Genomic DNA, 15,908 nt, shown 5'->3' on the forward strand with positions numbered 1-15,908 from the left:
AAATGTAAAAATCTTATCTAACGTAATGTATTTAAAAGATTTATAGCAAAATATCGCAATTGTATAACTTTTGTAGATTATAAAACGAACAGTAAAACAAGCGGTATTTTTAGGTTTTTTGGGGAAAAGTGGTGGATTAAAATTCGAGTAATTTAGCTGGGGAAACTTTGCAGGGGCACGGATAATACCAAGTTCTAAAAATAAAAGCTATAACTGATCTCTGATCTTAAGATGCATTTCTCTAGATAATAGTTGCAACGACACTCCTCCTAGAGTGACAATGACCTGATTAAAAAAACAGTATGGAAATGGCGACCTATGAGTAAACTCTTTGACTTGGTATCGGACTACAGCCCGTCCGGTGATCAGCCGACAGCGATAACCAAATTACTAGACGGATTAGATTCTGGTTTGGCACATCAAACTCTACTAGGGGTAACGGGCTCAGGTAAAACCTTTACACTTGCCAACGTCATTTCCCAATCTCAAAGACCAGCGATTCTGTTAGCGCCTAACAAGACACTGGCGGCTCAACTTTACGGTGAGATGAAATCTTTCTTTCCAAACAATGCCGTTGAGTATTTCGTTTCTTACTACGATTACTACCAACCTGAAGCCTACGTTCCAACCACGGACACGTTCATCGAGAAAGATGCGTCTGTGAACGCTCATATCGAACAAATGAGGCTTTCGGCAACCAAAGCCTTATTAGAACGAAAAGACGCCATCATTGTGGCTTCTGTGTCGGCTATCTACGGTCTTGGTGATCCTAAGTCTTATTTGAAGATGATGCTTCATTTGAGTCGTGGCGAGGTGATGGATCAGCGTGATATTTTGCGCCGTTTGGCTGAGCTGCAATATTCAAGAAACGATGTCGCCTTTGAACGTGGTCAGTTCCGTGTTCGTGGTGAGGTGATCGATATCTTTCCTGCTGAATCTGACCAAGATGCGGTTCGAATTGAAATGTTCGATGACGAAGTGGACTGCATTAGTATTTTTGATCCTCTGACTGGTGCGGTGAAACAAAGAGACTTGCCGCGCTTTACGGTTTATCCAAAAACTCACTATGTAACGCCAAGAGAAAAAATCCTTGAAGCGATTGAGAATATCAAGGACGAACTGCGCGATCGTGCTCAATACTTAAAAGACAACAATAAGCTTTTGGAAGAGCAGCGTATCTCTCAAAGAACTCAGTTTGATATTGAGATGATGACTGAGCTTGGCTTCTGTTCCGGTATCGAAAACTATTCACGATACTTGAGCGGCCGTGCGGAAGGGGAAGCGCCGCCAACGTTATTTGACTACCTGCCTGATGATGGTTTGCTGATCATCGATGAGTCACACGTGACTGTGCCGCAAATTGGTGCGATGTATAAAGGTGACCGTTCTCGTAAAGAAACCTTGGTCGAGTTTGGTTTTAGACTGCCTTCTGCATTGGATAACCGTCCAATGAAGTTTGAAGAATTTGAGTCTATAGCCCCACAAACGATTTTTGTGTCGGCAACACCAGGTAATTACGAGATTGAAAAATCAGATGGCGAGATTGCTGATCAAGTGGTACGTCCTACTGGTTTGTTAGACCCAATCATCGAAGTAAGACCTGTCGCGACGCAGGTGGATGACTTGCTGTCTGAAATCAGAATCCGTTCAGTGAAAGAAGAGCGTGTTTTGGTTACCACGTTGACCAAGAGAATGGCAGAAGACTTAACCGAATACCTAAGTGAGCACGGCGTTAAAGTGCGTTACTTGCACTCGGATATCGATACCGTTGAGCGTGTAGAGATCATCCGAGACCTACGTTTGGGCGAGTTCGATGTGTTAGTGGGCATTAACTTACTTCGTGAAGGTTTGGATATGCCTGAAGTGTCGCTGGTGGCGATTCTTGATGCAGACAAAGAGGGCTTCTTACGTTCTGAGCGTTCTCTGATTCAAACCATTGGTCGTGCTGCGCGTAACTTGGAAGGTAGAGCGATCCTTTATGGTGATTCGATTACTAAGTCGATGAGAAAAGCGATTGATGAAACCGATCGTCGTCGCGAGAAACAGCAAGCCTACAACGAAGAGCAAGGTATCACGCCGCAAGCGTTGAAACGCAATATTAAAGACATTATGGAATTGGGTGATCTAACCAAGTCGAAGCAGCAGCGCCAATCGAAGCAAGTTCCTTTATCTAAGGTGGCTGAGCCTTCTGAAAGTTATGCCGTACTTACGCCGCAACAGCTTGATAAAGAGATCAGTAAGCTAGAAGCTGCGATGTATCAGCATGCTCAGAATCTGGAATTTGAATTGGCCGCACAGAAGCGTGATGAAATTGAGCAGCTAAGAAAGCAGTTTATTACCAACAGCTAATCTCACTTTTCGCTCGAGAAGTGATCCCTCTCAGCACAAGAATTGAGAGCGTTTCAGACAAAAAAACAGCCAGTAGTAAATGTTCTACTGGCTTACGTTTGTGAACACTCGGTCCACTAACAACGTCAGTTGGCTAGGTGACCCGAAGGTCATCTATATCGTTGCATCGTTCGTGCCAGATAGATAAAACATTGATTGTTTGAAGTAAGTAAAAAAACACACTACAAATATTGTGGCTAATTTGCATAATGCAAAGCGGAATGCGACTATAATAAGAAATGCAAATTATAAATGGCTAGGATATGCAATCAAAAACGCTAGATAACAAATCGAAGTATTTGTTGATGGTAGAGGATACCGCTTCGGTAGCAGCTTTATATCGCTCGTATCTTACACCGCTCGAAATTGATATCAACATTGTCGGCACTGGCCGCGATGCAATCGAGAGTTTGAATCATCGAATCCCAGACCTTATTTTATTAGATCTACGTCTACCTGATATGACGGGTATGGACGTGCTATTTGCTGTAAAACAGAAGTACCCTGAAGTTCCGGTTATCTTCATGACGGCTCATGGCTCTATCGATACCGCCGTAGAAGCGATGCGTCATGGTTCTCAAGATTTCCTTATCAAACCGTGTGAAGCCGACCGACTCCGTATTACGGTGAACAACGCGATCCGCAAAGCCACCAAGCTTAAAAATAGCTCGGAACACCCGGGAAACCAAAATTACCAAGGCTTTATCGGCAGTAGCCAAACCATGCAGCAGGTTTACCGAACGATTGATTCTGCTGCATCGAGTAAGGCGAGCATTTTCATTACTGGTGAAAGTGGTACCGGTAAAGAGGTATGTGCAGAAGCCATTCATGCGGCGAGTAAGCGTGGCGATAAGCCTTTCATCGCGATTAACTGTGCCGCTATCCCTAAAGATCTGATTGAAAGTGAATTGTTTGGTCACGTTAAAGGTGCCTTTACCGGTGCGGCGACCGATCGCCAAGGTGCTGCTGAGCTTGCTGATGGTGGAACACTGTTTCTTGATGAACTGTGCGAAATGGACTTAGAGCTGCAAACCAAGCTGCTGCGCTTTATCCAAACCGGTACTTTCCAAAAAGTCGGCTCTTCGAAGATGAAGAGTGTCGACGTTCGTTTTGTGTGTGCGACCAACCGTGACCCTTGGAAAGAAGTACAAGAAGGTCGCTTTAGAGAAGATTTATACTATCGTTTATACGTGATTCCATTGCACTTGCCGCCATTGCGTGAGCGTGGTGAAGATGTCATCGAGATCGCGTATTCTCTGCTAGGCTATATGTCGGTCGAGGAGGGGAAGGCGTTTGTACGTTTTGCTCAGGAAGTACTTGATCGCTTTAATCAATATGAGTGGCCGGGTAACGTTCGTCAGCTACAAAACGTGTTGCGAAACGTGGTGGTATTGAATAACGGCAAAGAGATTACTCTCAACATGCTTCCACCACCGTTGAACCAACCGATTGAAAACAGTCTGCGATTGAAAGAGAAGCAGAATGAAGACATCACGGTAAAAGATATTTTCCCATTGTGGATCACTGAGAAAACGGCTATCGAACAAGCCATTAAAGCGTGTGATGGCAACATCCCCCGTGCGGCAGGTTTCTTAGATGTCAGTCCATCGACGATATACCGTAAGTTGCAAACGTGGAATGCGAAGCAGTAATCATCAAACAATAAGAAAATAATAATGACGAAAGTATTAAATCAGCAAAAAGTTGATGAGCTTGCCGGCGAAATTGGGCAAGAGAATGTTCCGGTTTTACTGGAAATCTTTTTAGGTGAGTTGAAAGGCTACTACGAGCACTTAGAGATAAATAAAGAGTCGGATACCTCTAAGTACTTGGCTGATATCAGTCATGCACTTAAGAGCAGCGCAGCAAGTTTTGGCGCGGATTCTTTGTGTAGTTTTGCGATTAGCTTAGATGCAAAAGTGAAGCAAGCGTTGCCGGTGACAGAAGTTGATTTTCAAGATATGCAAGACCTTCTGTTATCGACGTACACTGAATATCAGCAGTTGATGACGGATCTTTAAAACGGCGAGTTATTACTGAGATTAAAAAAGGAGCATCATGCTCCTTTTTTGTTGTCTGTCGCTTGAACCTATGGCTTAAGCCAACTGAGCTTCAATGGCTTGTTGAAGCTTCACACGGTCGTGTCGCCAATCTCGGTTTGCTGATGCAAGATCTGTGGTCACACAATTCCATTGCCCTTCTAATTCAGGGTGTGGTTCATTGCCCAGTACAATGTCTATCTTTCTTGCCTTACAGGTACGTTCACACCACTCCAATTGCTCTTGAAGCGTCATTTTCCCTGCAGGGCCGTGCTCTGGTGAAAGGTTTTCAACGAAGATAACTTTTGCCTTGGTGTTCTCAGCTATGGCTTTCCCAATCTCTGGAAGGAGAAGAGGGGGCATCACGCTGGTTAAAAAGCTTCCAGGGCCAAGGACAATACAGTCTGCTTGCTCAACGGCAGCAACGGCTTCTTTGGTTGCAGGCACTTCTGGAGATAAGTCCATCATGCGCAGTTTTTCTGTCATGTCATCAACGTTGGTTTCGCCTGTTACCCAGCGGCCGTCCATTGATAGAGCCATGAGGTCTGAAGGATGCTCGGTCATCGGGACGATATTGACATCGACCTTGAGCATATTTCGAATCAGGTTAATTGCTTCCAATGGGCGAACGGAAAGGTTGTCTAACGCCGTCAGCATTAGGTTACCTAAGTTATGACCGTCTAGCTCACCTTGGCCGCGAAAGCGGTATTCGAACATCATCGAACTGATTGAAGGTTCTGTAATTAATTGGTTGATACAGTTACGTGTATCTCCCCATGCGATGCCACCTTGGCAATCTCGAATACGTCCGGTGGAACCGCCGTTATCTGTCGTTGCAACAATGCCAGTTGCGTTGTTACCAAAGTCTTTTAATGCAGCTAACATGCGACCTAAGCCATGGCCACCGCCGATTGCTACGACTTTCTTTGAAGAGTAAATATTCATTTATTGTTCTTGTTAGGTTATTACCAACTATAATTTAGGTTAAATGCTTCTCGCTATATACTCAACAAGAGTTATTTTGAGCGTTTGATACGTTTTTTTTGCCGATGTGACCCGTTTTTTACCATCAGAGCTAGATTCACGTACAAATATTAAGTATTTTATTACTCAGCTACTGCGCGTGTGAATATAACGCTCAGTTGCCATAACTCCGAGCTCTCGCATGCTAAGTCGCACAGTGGTATTTGCTGTACCGATACGCATCAAGAGCCAGTGACATGTTGTCACAAGGGCTTAATTGGAAATGATTATGCCTCCCGTGTTTGGAAAGGTGTTCCGTGGCGCAACAATTCGAAGATAGATTCCATCGCAAGTTTTATTACTTGCGCTTGTCGGTTACAGACGTCTGTAACTTTAAATGTACTTACTGCTTGCCAGATGGTTATAAACCGTCAGGGCAAAAAAACTCGTCTTTTTTAAGTGTTCCCGAGATCAAACGCGTTGTTAAAGCGTTTGCAGATTGTGGTACCTCAAAGATCCGCATTACAGGCGGAGAGCCGAGTCTGCGTAAAGACTTTCCTGAAATCATACATACCGTTGCTTCTACTCCAGGCATCGAAAAAGTGGCCACCACAACGAATGGCTACCGCATGGAGAAACAAGTAGGACAATGGCGTGATGCTGGTTTAACCCATATAAACGTGAGCGTGGATAGTTTAGATTCGCGCATGTTCCATCAGATCACTGGTGAGAATAAGTTTACTGAGGTTATGCGAGGCATTGATAAAGCGTTTGAGGTTGGCTTTGAACAAGTCAAAGTCAACGTCGTATTAATGAAAGACCTTAACAGTCAGGAGTTACCAGCCTTCCTTAATTGGATCAAAGACAAACCCATTCAATTACGTTTTATCGAGCTGATGAAAACCGGCGAGATGGACGAGTTGTTCGATAAACATCATGTGTCTGGCGTTGCGATTCGCAACCAGCTTATTGCTAATGGTTGGCTGCTAAAAGTCAAAGCCGTTAACGATGGTCCGGCGCAAGTGTTTGTCCACCCAGACTACAAGGGTGAAATCGGTTTGATCATGCCTTACGAGAAAGACTTTTGTGAGAGTTGTAACCGTCTGCGCGTTTCTGCGACCGGTAAACTTCACCTATGTCTGTTTGGCGACCATGGTGTTGAACTGAGAGATCTGATTCAAGAAGATCAACAAGAGCAAGAGCTCATTGATCGAATTCAGGCTCAGCTTCAAACCAAGTCCGTTAGCCACTTCTTACACGATGGCAACAGCGGCATGACTCCAAACTTGGCGTCAATCGGCGGTTAACCCGCTATATACTCTAAAGCATTTTATCGCTTAGCTTCTTTAGGCTGGGCGAATCAGTCTAATGAAAAATTTATATAGGTGAACAAATGGGTCACGCAGAAAGCAAATTCCAAGCAGCAAACATCGCAGTACTAACGGTTTCAGATACTCGTACAGAAGAAAATGATACGTCAGGCGGTTACCTAGCAGAGCATGCTAAAGAAGCGGGTCACAACGTGGTTGATAAGCAAATCGTTATCGACGACATGTACAAGATCCGAGCGATCGTATCTAAGTGGATCGCTGATGAAAGCGTACAAGCGATCATGATCACGGGTGGTACGGGTTTTACTTCTCGTGACAGCACGCCTGAAGCGCTTAAGCCACTGTTCGACAAAGAAGTAGAAGGCTTTGGTGAGCTTTTCCGTCAAGTGTCTTACGAAGAGATCGGTACATCGACGATTCAATCGCGTGCGATTGCGGGTTTTGCTAACCACACAGTAATCTTTGCTATGCCAGGCTCTACAGGCGCTTGCCGTACAGGTTGGACTAAGATCATCAAGCAACAGATGGATGCTAGCCACCGCCCTTGTAACTTCATGCCACACCTTTCTGTATAAGGCGGTTTGAGTATGAGCCAATTTACACACATTAACGCGTCTGGCGAAGCAAACATGGTTGACGTATCGGCTAAAGCTGAGACAGTACGTGAAGCGAGAGCGGAAGCATTCGTTCAAATGTCGGCAGAAACGCTAGAGCTGATTGTTTCTGGTAGCCACCATAAAGGTGATGTTTTCGCAACGGCACGCATTGCGGGTATCCAAGCGGCGAAGAAGACGTGGGATCTGATTCCACTGTGTCACCCTCTGCTATTAACCAAAGTAGAAGTGCAGCTTGAAGCGATCGAGTCTGAAAATAAGGTTCGCATTGAATCTGTTTGTAAGCTTGCTGGTAAGACGGGCGTAGAAATGGAGGCGCTAACGGCTGCTTCTGTTGCTGCACTGACGATTTACGATATGTGTAAAGCTGTTCAGAAAGACATTGTTATCGAGAACGTACGTCTGTTAGAGAAGACGGGTGGTAAATCTGGACACTTTAAGGTGGAATCATGATCACTGTACTTTTCTTTGCTCAAACTCGTGAACTTGTCGGTGTTGATAGCCTAGAAGTTGATGCGCAATTCAGCACCATCGAAGCGATTCGCAGCCACCTTGTCACGCAAGAAGGCAAATGGGATATCGCATTGGAAGAGGGCAAGCTTCTGGCTGCGCTTAACCAATCTATTGTGCCTTTGACGACTGAAGTGAAAGACGGCGATGAAGTCGCTTTCTTCCCACCAGTGACTGGAGGCTAAGCATGGATCCAAGAGTATTAGTGACAACAGAGGATTTCTCTGTAGGCGACGAATACGACTACTTGGCTCAAGGTACAGCTGCCGGAGCGATTGTGACGTTCGTTGGTAAAGTTCGCGACATGAACCTTGGCGATAACGTGATTGGTTTGTCTCTGGAGCACTATCCGGGCATGACAGAGAAATCACTGAGCGAGATCTGTGATCAAGCTGAAGCGCGCTGGCCTATTCAGAAGATGCGAGTGATTCACCGCGTGGGTGACCTAGATATCGGTGACCAAATCGTTTACGTTGGTGTATCCAGTGTGCATCGTGGCGCTGCCTTCGAAGCGTGTGAGTTTGTTATGGACTTTCTGAAAACCAAAGCGCCGTTTTGGAAAAAAGAACGTACCACGGAAACAACTCGCTGGGTTGATTCTCGCGATTCAGATAGTAAAGCTGCGGAGCGTTGGGAGAAATAATTCTCGCAATAGGATGTTGCTTCAAAAATTCGCTCTGTTGATTGAGACAGTAAAAAGCCGACTATTAAGGTCGGCTTTTTTGTACGTGCTACAAAGTCATTTATAAATAAATGCTGTATTAATAAATGGTTAGTCATTCATGTTGCATATAAATTCGATGCCTGATTTTGTCTGTCTTGGTGCATTTCTAAAACTGTTTTGGTGCAGTGCTTTATGCTGTTTTGTATAAAGTGATAACCCTCACAAATAGTAGAGTCTATTTAGGGGATATGTGATGTGCAATTAGATTTCATGTGGCATTAATGTTAATTTGCCGTCTGTGTTCTAGCATAAGATGCTAAAAAAAAGTATCAATACAGATACATCAACACTAAAGGCTGTTTTTTAATTAATCCCTATGTGTAACTCACTATTCATTAGGTTTTTATTAGAGATTTACACTATTACCTTAAGTAATTCGGAGAATTATCCGATTTTTTGCGACTTGTTTATGGCAAATTACTTCAATGGTTGATAGTGTGTGCCTCAATCTTTGTAAGGTTTTAGATTTTTATGCTTAAATTTTAAGCTAAATAAATCTAAATCACTGCCGTTCAGTGAACCTAACAAAGAAGTCATGGATGCAATACGAAAAACTTGGAGTTTATTAAATGTACAAGAATAAAATCACTCAGGCCCTTCTTCTAGGTGCTGGTTTGGCAGTGGCTGCCACTTCTACTCTTTCTATCGCTGCTGAAGTTCCAGCAGGTACAGAACTAGCAAAAGTTCAGGAACTTGTTCGCGGTAACGGTACTGAAGTTGCGACTATCGACCCACACAAATCTCAAGGTGTACCAGAATCTCACGTAATTCGTGATCTTCTAGAAGGTCTAGTGAACCAAGACGGCGAAGGTAATACTATCCCTGGTGTTGCTGAAAGCTGGGAAACGACAGACAACAAAACATTCACTTTCCACCTACGTAAAGACGCAAAATGGTCTAACGGCGATCCTGTAACAGCTGAAGATTTCGTTTACAGCTGGCAGCGTGCAGTTGATCCTGCAACGGCTTCTCCATACGCTTGGTACATGGAATATACCAAGATGGCGAATGCGAAGGACATCGTAGCGGGTAAGAAAGACAAGAGTGAGCTAGGCGTTAAAGCTGTAGATGCAAACACGCTTGTTGTTGAATTAGAAACAGCGGTACCATACTTCGTAATGATGATGGGCCACACAACAATGAAGCCAGTACACAAGGCGACTGTTGAAGAATTCGGTGATCAATGGACTAAGCCTGACCACTTCGTTGGTAACGGTGCATTCTCTGTTGATAAATGGGTTGTTAACGAGCGTTTAGTTCTAAAGCGTAACGACCAATACTGGAACAACGATAAGACGGTTCTAAATAAAGTAACCTTCCTACCAATCGAAAACCAAGTCGCGGAAATGAACCGCTTCCTATCTGGCGAAATCGATTTCACAAACGAACTTCCAACTGAGCACTTCAAGCGTCTTCAAAAAGAGTACGCGGAAGATGTATCTGTAGCGGGTAACCTATGTACTTACTACTACATCTTCAACACGAAGAAAGCACCATTTGATGATGTTCGTGTTCGCCAAGCAATCTCTTACGCAATCGACCGTGATATCGTAACAGGTGCTATCCTAGCGCAAGGTCAAAAACCTGCGTACTTCCTAACGCCTGAAATCACAGCTGGCTTCGATCCTGAGCTACCAGCTTACGGTAAGATGTCTCAAAAAGAGCGTAACGCAGAAGCAGAACGTCTTCTTGAAGAAGCAGGTTACGGCAAAGATAACCCACTTAAATTCAACCTACTTTACAACACTTCAGAGAACCACAAGAAGATTGCTGTAGCGCTAGGTTCTATGTGGAAGAAAACACTGGGTCTTTCTGTAACACTTGAGAACCAAGAGTGGAAAACGTACCTATCTTCTAAAGATTCTGGTGACTTCGAAGTAGCACGTGCTGGTTGGTGTGGTGACTACAACGAAGCGTCTTCGTTCCTAACGCTAATGAAGAGTAACAACACTACCGGTGGTGTTCACTACGACAGCGCGGCTTACGATAAAATCATCGATAAAGCACTTAACTCAACTTCAGAAGAAGAGCGCAAAGCACTTTACCTAGAAGCTGAGGCGCTAATGGCAAACGACATGCCAATCGCTCCTATCTACCAATACGTGAAATCACGTCTACTTAACCCGCATGTTGGTGGTTTCCCAATCAACAACGCGGAAGACAAGATCTTCTCGAAAGACCTATACATCAAAGCTCAATAATAAGCTTCGATTCTAAAAAGTTAATATAACTATAACGATACAGACACTACATGCGCAGGGCGCGCGTGTAGCGTCTTTCTAATTTTAATTGTCACAGACTGAAAGAGTGAGTTTATGCTTAAATTCATTATGAAAAGGATATTTGAAGCGATTCCAACCATGTTGGTGTTGATCACTATATCTTTCTTTCTCATGCGTTTCGCACCGGGTAACCCGTTTTCAAGCGAGCGTCCATTACCGCCAGAAGTTATGGCTAACATCGAAGCTAAATACGGCTTGGATAAACCAGTATTTGAACAATACACCACGTATTTGACAAATATCTTACAAGGTGACTTCGGTCCCTCTTTTAAATACCAAGATTACACAGTAAATGAGCTGATCGCGGTTGCACTTCCAGTATCTGCGAAGGTAGGTTTCGTTGCCTTTATCTTCACACTATTGATGGGGGTCACCGTCGGGACGATTGCCGCCTTGAAGCACAATACCTGGGTCGACTACACCATAATGTCGACCGCCATGCTCGGGGTGGTGATGCCATCCTTCGTGTTGGCACCGGCGCTTATTTACCTTTTCTCCCTGCACTGGAACATATTCCCAGCAGGTGGTTGGCATGGCGGTACATTTATGTACATCGTGCTGCCTGTTATCGCGATGTCTCTTCTTTACGTAGCAACCTTTGCTCGTATTACTCGCGGTAGCATGATTGAAACGCTAAACAGTAACTTTATCCGAACTGCTCGTGCAAAAGGTCTAAGCTACCGTTATATCATTCTAAAACATGCACTTAAGCCAGCAATGCTGCCTGTTGTTTCTTACATGGGACCTGCGTTCGTAGGTATCATCACAGGTTCAGTTGTTGTTGAAACCATCTTCGGCCTACCAGGTATCGGTAAGCTGTTTGTTAACGCCGCGTTTAACCGTGACTACTCGCTAGTAATGGGTGTAACCATCTTGATTGGTTTCCTATTCATCTTGTTCAACGCAATCGTTGATATTTTGCTAGCGCTGATTGACCCGAAAATTCGCTACTAACAGGGACGCATGGTTATGTTGAAGAAAAAAGAAAATTTAGAAGCGATCGAAAAGTTCTCTGAGAGCTTAGAGATTGAAGGTCGTAGTTTGTGGCAGGACGCGCGCATTCGTTTCATGCGAAACAAAGCAGCAATGGTGAGCCTGTTCATTCTTACGCTTATGGTACTGGCAGTTATCTTCTTACCGATGCTGGCTCAGTACACTTATGATGATACTGACTGGTACGCAATGCACGTTGGTCCGAATGCGGATCACTGGTTTGGTACAGATAGCTTAGGTCGTGATTTGTACGTTCGTACTCTTGTCGGTGGTCGCATCTCATTGATGGTTGGTGTGATGGGTGCATTCGTAGCGGTACTGATTGGTACGCTTTACGGTGCCGCTTCTGGCTTCATCGGTGGTCGTACTGACCGAGTGATGATGCGTATCCTAGAGATTTTGTACGCAGTACCATTCATGTTCCTAGTTATCGTACTGGTAACGTTCTTTGGTCGTAACATCATCCTGATCTTCGTTGCTATTGGTGCGATTGCTTGGCTAGATATGGCGCGTATTGTACGTGGTCAAACGTTGAGCCTACGCAGTAAAGAGTTCATTGAAGCTGCACACGTATGTGGTGTAAGCAAATGGAAGATCATTACACGCCACATCGTACCGAACGTACTGGGTATCGTAACGGTTTACTCTACGCTGCTTATTCCAAGCATGATCCTTACAGAGTCATTCTTATCTTTCCTTGGTCTTGGTGTTCAAGAGCCTATGACAAGCTGGGGCGCATTGCTTCAAGAAGGTTCGCAAACAATGGAAGTTGCAATCTGGCAATTAACATTCCCTGCGGCATTCATGGTAGTTACGCTGTTCTGCTTTAACTACGTAGGTGATGGTCTGCGCGACGCGCTTGATCCAAAAGACAGATAAAGAAATAGCAATTAAAAGCTATAAAAGATTAAGGAAGCAATAATGAGCTTATTAGATGTCAAAGATCTGCGCGTCGAATTTACCACGCAAGATGGTATCGTAACCGCAGTAAACGACCTGAACTTCTCACTCAATCAAGGCGAAACGCTGGGTATTGTTGGTGAGTCGGGTTCGGGTAAATCTCAAACGGTATTTGCACTGATGGGACTGCTGGCTAAGAACGGCATCATCTCAGGCAGTGCAAAGTTTGAAGGTAATGAGATTCTCAATCTACCTGAGAAAGCACTGAACAAAGTTCGTGCTGAACAGATCGCGATGATCTTCCAAGATCCAATGACCTCACTGAACCCTTACATGAAAGTAAGTGATCAGTTGATGGAAGTACTTATGCTGCATAAAGGCATGGGTAAAGCAGAAGCGTTTGAAGAATCAGTACGCATGCTTGAAGCGGTGAAAATCCCTGAAGCACGCAAGCGTATCACTATGTACCCGCACGAGTTTTCGGGCGGTATGCGTCAGCGTGTGATGATCGCAATGGCACTGCTGTGTCGTCCTAAATTGCTTATCGCTGATGAACCAACAACGGCACTGGATGTAACCATTCAAGCGCAAATCATGGAATTGCTGAACGAACTTAAAGATGAGTTCAATACGGCAATCATCATGATCACCCATGACTTGGGTGTTGTTGCTGGCTCATGTGACAAAGTACTTGTGATGTACGCGGGTCGTACAATGGAATACGGCACGGTTGATGAAATCTTCTACGAGCCAAGCCATCCATATGCGGAAGGCCTGCTTAAAGCGATTCCTCGTTTGGATACCGAAGGTGAAATTCTACCGACGATTCCAGGTAACCCACCTAACTTACTTCGCCTACCAACAGGTTGTCCTTACCAAGACCGTTGTCACCGCGTAATGGACCGTTGTAAGCAAGAAGCACCGATTTTGCAGCCATTCGCTAAAGACCGTCAGCGTGCTTGTTTTTCAGATTGGGAGACTTGGACAAAATGAGTAAAGAATTACTATTAGATATTAAAGACCTGAAAGTTCACTTTAGCATTGCGGCTAAGTCTGCTTGGCCTTGGGCAAAACCATCAAACCTTAAAGCGGTTGATGGGGTTGATGTTCACCTTTACGAAGGTGAAACACTAGGCGTAGTAGGTGAGTCTGGTTGTGGTAAATCAACTTTTGCTCGTGCGATTATCGGCTTGGTTGAAGCGACTGAAGGGCAAGTGATGTGGTTAGGTCAAGACCTAACTAAGATGCAGGAAGTGAAGCGTCGTGAGACTCGTAAAGAGATTCAGATGATCTTCCAAGACCCGCTAGCGTCGCTTAACCCACGTATGTCAGTAGGCGATATCATTGCTGAGCCTCTAGAGACTTTCTTCCCTGAACTTTCTAAACAAGAAGTAAAGGACAGAGTTAAAGAGATGATGGCAAAGGTTGGTCTACTACCAAACGTAATCAACCGTTACCCACATGAATTCTCTGGTGGTCAGTGTCAGCGTATTGGTATTGCACGTGCGCTTATCTTGAAACCTAAGATGATCATCTGTGATGAACCTGTTTCTGCATTGGATGTATCTATCCAAGCTCAAGTAGTTAACCTTCTGAAAGAGCTACAGAAAGAACTTGGTTTGTCTTTGGTATTCATCGCGCACGACTTGTCAGTGGTTAAACACATCTCTGACCGTGTCTTGGTGATGTACCTAGGTAACGCGGTAGAGCTTGGTGAATCAGATGCCTTATTCTCTGACCCTAAACACCCGTACACCAAAGCGTTGATGTCTGCAGTTCCGATTCCAGACCCTCGTCTAGAGCGCAACAAAACGATTCAGATGTTGGAGGGTGATTTACCATCGCCAATCAATCCACCATCAGGTTGTGTGTTCCGTACGCGTTGCCCACAAGCAACAGAGGCGTGTGCGCAAACTAAGCCAACCATTCAAGGCGATGACGTACACGCAGTATCTTGCTTGCACGTACAAGTCTAGAGCCTATTTAAACCGGTTCAGCCTGTGACAGGCTTAAGCGCAACTTGTTTATGAGTTGCGCTTTTTTTGTGTCAGAACAAGCCTCCTTCAAATAATTCGAACAACTAGGCCAACTTCTTCTAGTTTTGAAAAAGTTGGCTTTTTTTATACTAGGGAAAAGCTTGGATGACAGAGGTTTGGATATGGGTAAGTTAGTTGAAGGTGTTTGGCACGACGTGTGGTACGACACCAAAGAAAGCGGTGGTAAGTTCGTTCGTGAAGATGCGGGCTTTCGTCACTGGGTAGAGAACAAACCGGGCGCGCAGTTTCAGCCGGAAAGCGGCCGTTATCACTTATACGTATCGTTAGCTTGTCCTTGGGCGCACCGCACTCTGATCTTCCGTGAGCTGAAAGACCTAACCGATCATATTGATGTGACGGTTGTTTGCCCTGACATGATGAGTGAAGGTTGGCAAATGGGGTTACCTGAACCTCTATTCGGTCACACGCGCATGCATCAAATCTACACTCAAGCCAAACCGGATTACTCGGGCAGAGTAACGGTGCCTGTGTTGTGGGATAAGAAAACCAACACCATTGTGAGTAACGAGTCGTCTGAAATCATTCGTATGTTTAACTCAGAATTTAATGAGCTAACGGGTAACACCGATGATTACTACCCGTGGGAGTTGTCCAAGAAGATTGATGAGTGGAATGATTATATCTACCCAAACATCAACAACGGCGTATACCGAACTGGCTTTGCGACAACACAAGAAGCCTACGAAGAAGCGTATGACGCCTTGTTTGAAGCCCTAGACAAAGTAGACGCTCACCTTAGCGAACATCGCTATTTAGCGGGTAACGAGATTACAGAAGCGGATTGGCGCTTGTTTACCACTCTGGTTCGATTTGATGCGGTTTATGTGGGTCACTTCAAGTGTAACAAGCAACGAATTGCGGATTACAAACATATCCAAGGTTATCTAAAAGAGCTCTATCAAATAGAGGGTATTAAAGAGACTACGGATTTCTACCACATCAAGCGCCACTACTATTACAGCCACACTGGTATCAACCCGACTCAAGTGGTGCCTAAAGGGCCTGATCTGGATTTAGATTCGCCTCACGGACGTGGTTAGAATCATTAATTAATCCGCTTTTCTTCAGGCGTAAAAAAACCCTAGATAAACATCTAGGGTTTTTGCT

Annotated in this window: 15 protein-coding genes and 1 riboswitch; of the genes, 14 read left to right on the forward strand and 1 reads right to left on the reverse strand. The window is 44.6% G+C overall.

Annotation, left to right across the window (positions count from 1 at the left end):
* Positions 1-318 precede the first annotated feature (318 nt).
* From uvrB to luxU, 3 genes are all read left to right on the forward strand, one after another.
* Entirely contained in the window at positions 319-2,349 is a 2,031-nt protein-coding gene (gene uvrB, locus AB4274_RS01190) for an excinuclease ABC subunit UvrB (RefSeq protein WP_017062180.1), read from the forward strand.
* 302 nt (positions 2,350-2,651) lie between these two features.
* The gene (gene luxO, locus AB4274_RS01195; protein ID WP_004734031.1) at positions 2,652-4,040 is read left to right on the forward strand and encodes a quorum-sensing sigma-54 dependent transcriptional regulator LuxO; all 1,389 of its coding nucleotides are present in this window, start codon (positions 2,652-2,654) and stop codon (positions 4,038-4,040) included.
* Between the two features lie 24 nt (positions 4,041-4,064).
* Positions 4,065-4,409 (forward strand): quorum-sensing phosphorelay protein LuxU, encoded by a 345-nt coding sequence (luxU, locus tag AB4274_RS01200; RefSeq protein ID WP_017066591.1) that lies wholly within the window; start codon positions 4,065-4,067, stop codon positions 4,407-4,409.
* Between the two features lie 75 nt (positions 4,410-4,484).
* Here the strand turns inward: luxU and AB4274_RS01205 are convergent, their stop codons facing one another.
* Positions 4,485-5,372 carry a YvcK family protein gene (locus AB4274_RS01205; protein ID WP_048610542.1) on the reverse strand — a complete coding sequence of 296 codons (888 nt, stop codon included), beginning with the start codon at positions 5,370-5,372 and terminating at the stop codon, positions 4,485-4,487.
* 194 nt (positions 5,373-5,566) lie between these two features.
* Positions 5,567-5,719, forward strand: a riboswitch (molybdenum cofactor riboswitch).
* Here AB4274_RS01205 and moaA point away from each other — a divergent pair.
* The 11 genes from moaA (at position 5,708) to AB4274_RS01260 (ending at position 15,841) form a co-directional block, all read left to right on the forward strand.
* Positions 5,708-6,697, forward strand: coding sequence for a GTP 3',8-cyclase MoaA (gene moaA / locus AB4274_RS01210; RefSeq protein WP_009848642.1), 990 nt, complete (start codon positions 5,708-5,710; stop codon positions 6,695-6,697). (Overlaps the previous riboswitch by 12 nt.)
* 86 nt (positions 6,698-6,783) lie before the next feature.
* A complete protein-coding gene (moaB, locus tag AB4274_RS01215) occupies positions 6,784-7,296 on the forward strand; it encodes a molybdenum cofactor biosynthesis protein B (RefSeq protein ID WP_004734027.1) in 513 nt (170 codons plus the stop codon).
* A gap of 12 nt (positions 7,297-7,308) precedes the next feature.
* Positions 7,309-7,788, forward strand: a complete 480-nt coding sequence (moaC, locus tag AB4274_RS01220) for a cyclic pyranopterin monophosphate synthase MoaC (protein ID WP_004734026.1) — start codon at positions 7,309-7,311, stop codon at positions 7,786-7,788.
* Positions 7,785-8,030 carry a molybdopterin synthase sulfur carrier subunit gene (gene moaD / locus AB4274_RS01225; RefSeq protein WP_019823606.1) on the forward strand — a complete coding sequence of 82 codons (246 nt, stop codon included), beginning with the start codon at positions 7,785-7,787 and terminating at the stop codon, positions 8,028-8,030. The genes moaC and moaD overlap by 4 nt, the downstream gene beginning before the upstream one ends.
* A gap of 2 nt (positions 8,031-8,032) precedes the next feature.
* Complete coding sequence (gene moaE / locus AB4274_RS01230; RefSeq protein ID WP_372110618.1) at positions 8,033-8,488, forward strand: molybdopterin synthase catalytic subunit MoaE; 456 nt, start codon at positions 8,033-8,035, stop codon at positions 8,486-8,488.
* Between the two features lie 650 nt (positions 8,489-9,138).
* Positions 9,139-10,770 carry an ABC transporter substrate-binding protein gene (locus AB4274_RS01235; protein WP_048610543.1) on the forward strand — a complete coding sequence of 544 codons (1,632 nt, stop codon included), beginning with the start codon at positions 9,139-9,141 and terminating at the stop codon, positions 10,768-10,770.
* Between the two features lie 114 nt (positions 10,771-10,884).
* Positions 10,885-11,805 (forward strand): oligopeptide ABC transporter permease OppB, encoded by a 921-nt coding sequence (gene oppB, locus AB4274_RS01240; protein ID WP_017062174.1) that lies wholly within the window; start codon positions 10,885-10,887, stop codon positions 11,803-11,805.
* Between the two features lie 15 nt (positions 11,806-11,820).
* A complete protein-coding gene (gene oppC / locus AB4274_RS01245) occupies positions 11,821-12,723 on the forward strand; it encodes an oligopeptide ABC transporter permease OppC (protein WP_372110621.1) in 903 nt (300 codons plus the stop codon).
* Positions 12,724-12,765: 42 nt separating this feature from the next.
* A complete protein-coding gene (locus AB4274_RS01250; RefSeq protein ID WP_012603544.1) occupies positions 12,766-13,737 on the forward strand; it encodes an ABC transporter ATP-binding protein in 972 nt (323 codons plus the stop codon).
* Positions 13,734-14,720 carry a murein tripeptide/oligopeptide ABC transporter ATP binding protein OppF gene (oppF, locus tag AB4274_RS01255; protein WP_009848634.1) on the forward strand — a complete coding sequence of 329 codons (987 nt, stop codon included), beginning with the start codon at positions 13,734-13,736 and terminating at the stop codon, positions 14,718-14,720. The genes AB4274_RS01250 and oppF overlap by 4 nt, the downstream gene beginning before the upstream one ends.
* A gap of 182 nt (positions 14,721-14,902) precedes the next feature.
* Positions 14,903-15,841 (forward strand): glutathione S-transferase family protein, encoded by a 939-nt coding sequence (locus AB4274_RS01260; protein WP_372110624.1) that lies wholly within the window; start codon positions 14,903-14,905, stop codon positions 15,839-15,841.
* Positions 15,842-15,908 lie beyond the last annotated feature (67 nt).

Origin of the sequence: Vibrio sp. 10N.261.55.A10 (assembly GCF_041470825.1) — a bacterium.
GTDB lineage: Bacteria > Pseudomonadota > Gammaproteobacteria > Enterobacterales > Vibrionaceae > Vibrio > Vibrio crassostreae_C.

Excerpts from the sequence above, each read along its gene's own strand:
- AB4274_RS01205 (WP_048610542.1), bottom strand. The coding sequence starts at position 5,372 with ATGAATATTTACTCTTCAAAGAAAGTCGTAGCAATCGGCGGTGGCCAT.
- luxO (WP_004734031.1), top strand. The coding sequence starts at position 2,652 with ATGCAATCAAAAACGCTAGATAACAAATCGAAGTATTTGTTGATGGTA.
- oppC (WP_372110621.1), top strand. The coding sequence starts at position 11,821 with ATGTTGAAGAAAAAAGAAAATTTAGAAGCGATCGAAAAGTTCTCTGAG.
- AB4274_RS01250 (WP_012603544.1), top strand. The coding sequence starts at position 12,766 with ATGAGCTTATTAGATGTCAAAGATCTGCGCGTCGAATTTACCACGCAA.
- AB4274_RS01235 (WP_048610543.1), top strand. The coding sequence starts at position 9,139 with ATGTACAAGAATAAAATCACTCAGGCCCTTCTTCTAGGTGCTGGTTTG.
- oppF (WP_009848634.1), top strand. The coding sequence starts at position 13,734 with ATGAGTAAAGAATTACTATTAGATATTAAAGACCTGAAAGTTCACTTT.
- moaB (WP_004734027.1), top strand. The coding sequence starts at position 6,784 with ATGGGTCACGCAGAAAGCAAATTCCAAGCAGCAAACATCGCAGTACTA.
- moaC (WP_004734026.1), top strand. The coding sequence starts at position 7,309 with ATGAGCCAATTTACACACATTAACGCGTCTGGCGAAGCAAACATGGTT.
- AB4274_RS01260 (WP_372110624.1), top strand. The coding sequence starts at position 14,903 with ATGGGTAAGTTAGTTGAAGGTGTTTGGCACGACGTGTGGTACGACACC.
- luxU (WP_017066591.1), top strand. The coding sequence starts at position 4,065 with ATGACGAAAGTATTAAATCAGCAAAAAGTTGATGAGCTTGCCGGCGAA.
- moaD (WP_019823606.1), top strand. The coding sequence starts at position 7,785 with ATGATCACTGTACTTTTCTTTGCTCAAACTCGTGAACTTGTCGGTGTT.
- uvrB (WP_017062180.1), top strand. The coding sequence starts at position 319 with ATGAGTAAACTCTTTGACTTGGTATCGGACTACAGCCCGTCCGGTGAT.
- oppB (WP_017062174.1), top strand. The coding sequence starts at position 10,885 with ATGCTTAAATTCATTATGAAAAGGATATTTGAAGCGATTCCAACCATG.
- moaE (WP_372110618.1), top strand. The coding sequence starts at position 8,033 with ATGGATCCAAGAGTATTAGTGACAACAGAGGATTTCTCTGTAGGCGAC.